General features: G+C 43.6%; 3 protein-coding genes. All 3 read right to left on the minus strand.

Annotated elements, in window-relative coordinates:
- Positions 1–1,261, minus strand: a 1,261-nt coding sequence (locus B7Y67_RS16210) for a cryptochrome/photolyase family protein (protein ID WP_293599516.1), incomplete at its 3' end; no start/stop codon positions are given.
- Between the two features lie 26 nt (positions 1,262–1,287).
- A complete protein-coding gene (locus B7Y67_RS16215) occupies positions 1,288–1,842 on the minus strand; it encodes a DUF3833 domain-containing protein (protein ID WP_293599517.1) in 555 nt (184 codons plus the stop codon).
- A partial coding sequence (locus B7Y67_RS16220; RefSeq protein ID WP_293599518.1) for a chalcone isomerase family protein occupies positions 1,842–2,027 on the minus strand: 186 nt, incomplete at its 5' end. The genes B7Y67_RS16215 and B7Y67_RS16220, both read right to left, overlap by 1 nt.

Genomic DNA, 2,027 nt, shown 5'->3' on the forward strand with positions numbered 1-2,027 from the left:
TACTGGTAAAGCGACCACCACTCGCAAATAAAGCCATTCCCGCTGTATTGGGTAACTCTACCCACTCAATCGCATCAATATAAATAGCTAGATACCAATCGCACACCTCTTTTGGAAGAATTTCTGCGAGCAAGGCGAAGTTACCAGTCACCATCAAGCGCTGAATATGATGGGCATAACCGTACTGTAGCGTTTGACCTATCGACTCCTGCATACATTTCATCTTTGTATTGCCAGTCCAATACCAAGCAGGTAATGCATTGCGATGGTCATAAAAGTTATCTTCAGCCATTTGGGGCATATCGAGGTAATACATGCCACGCACAAATTCTCGCCAACCTAGAATCTGACGAATAAATCCCTCTACAGTAGCCAGCTCCAAGTCATACTTTTTCCAAGTTACTAAAACAGCATCAATGACTTCTCTTGGATTGAGTAACTTTAGATTCAGTGAACTTGACAACAGCGAGTGCCAACCAAAAGGTGTATCTGTCCACATCGCATCTTCATAAATGCCAAAGGTCGCTAAGCGGTGCTCCACAAATCCCTCAAGCGCTTGAAGTGCTTGTTGGCGAGTTACCGGCCATTGAAAGTGAGTCAGCGATCCAGGATGCTCTGGGTAACGCTCCTCCACCTCAGCCAATACTCCCTTAGTAATCGCATCTGGTTCAAATAATTCTGGAGGCGGAATGAGACCTGGGCCTTTCTTGGGAAAGGGCTTGCGATTGTCTCGATCGAAATTCCATTGCCCACCCTCAGGGTTACCCTCCTTATCGACCAAAATATTGTGGGTCTTTCGCATGAGCCGATAAAAATATTCCAGACGCAATTCTTTTTTGCCGGCAACCCAATTCTCAAACTCATGGCGTGAGCAATAAAAATGGGGGTCTTCTTGCATTTCTAAGTGGATGTTTAATTCAGAAGCTAATGCTTCAATCTCACACTTGAGTCGATATTCACCAGGCTCAAGACATACTAAGTTGGTAAATTTATCTCTTTCAATAATGGCTCGTAGCGTGTCACCAATGGATTGGGGAGACTGCTTAATATATTGCAGTGGAATACCAAGTTCTTCTAGCTGCTTAGCAAAGTGGCGCATGGCTGATAAAAACAAAGCAATTTTTGCCTTATGAGACCAAACATACTGAGCCTCATCTGCAGACTCAATCATGACCACCTGATCAGTCTTGGAATTGAGTTTTTTTATTAATGGGCTATTGATATCTAACTGATCACCCAGAATCAAAACAAGCTTCTTCAACTCTCTATCCTTGCTAATTGCTCTGCTTAGCGCTTGTAAAAGCTCAGAGTAACCTCGCCAAGATCAATTCCAAATTTACTCATCTTGGCTTTATTCAGCATGACCTTAGGTGTTACAAGGTACATCCAATCATTAAATTGAACATGGTAAATCGTGCCATCTACTGGCAATGCCAAGGTGTAAGCCCAATTGAGGGCATTGCCTGCTGATTCGCCCAAGGCATCACCCACAACATCATCTGCCCTACCAATATATTTACCAGGGGCGATTTCCGTCAAAGTCCAGATACGCTTTTGCTTAGTGCCATCGGAATATTCAAAGCTCTCATCGAGGGTGCCGACTTTTTTACCATCGACGACTTTCCAGTCTGCTACCAGGAGCACAGTAAACCGTTTTTTAACCTCGCCACTGCGGTCGGTAAAGATGCCATAGGCATCAATCGTGCCATTGAAGTATTCGCTGAGATCTAGATTGGGTTTCTCCTTAGCGTACTGCGTTACTGAAGGTGAAGAGCAGCCGAATAATCCGAGTGCAATTAAAAAAATGCTCAACAACTTTGAATAGAAATTGATATTGCGCATTAGCATGCTCCTGAAATAAGTGGTGGTGGGCAACCCTGCCCTAATAATTCTGCTCTGAGCTTTGGTGCACTGGTTTTGGAATCTAACCAAATACCAAAGAAAGCTTTCGCAAAATCAGTACCTTGAATTTGAGAAATTCTCTTGCCTTCATAAAAGAAGCTGGTACCTTGTCTGGGAATATAGAC

The sequence above is a fragment of the Polynucleobacter sp. 35-46-11 genome (genome assembly GCF_002281105.1).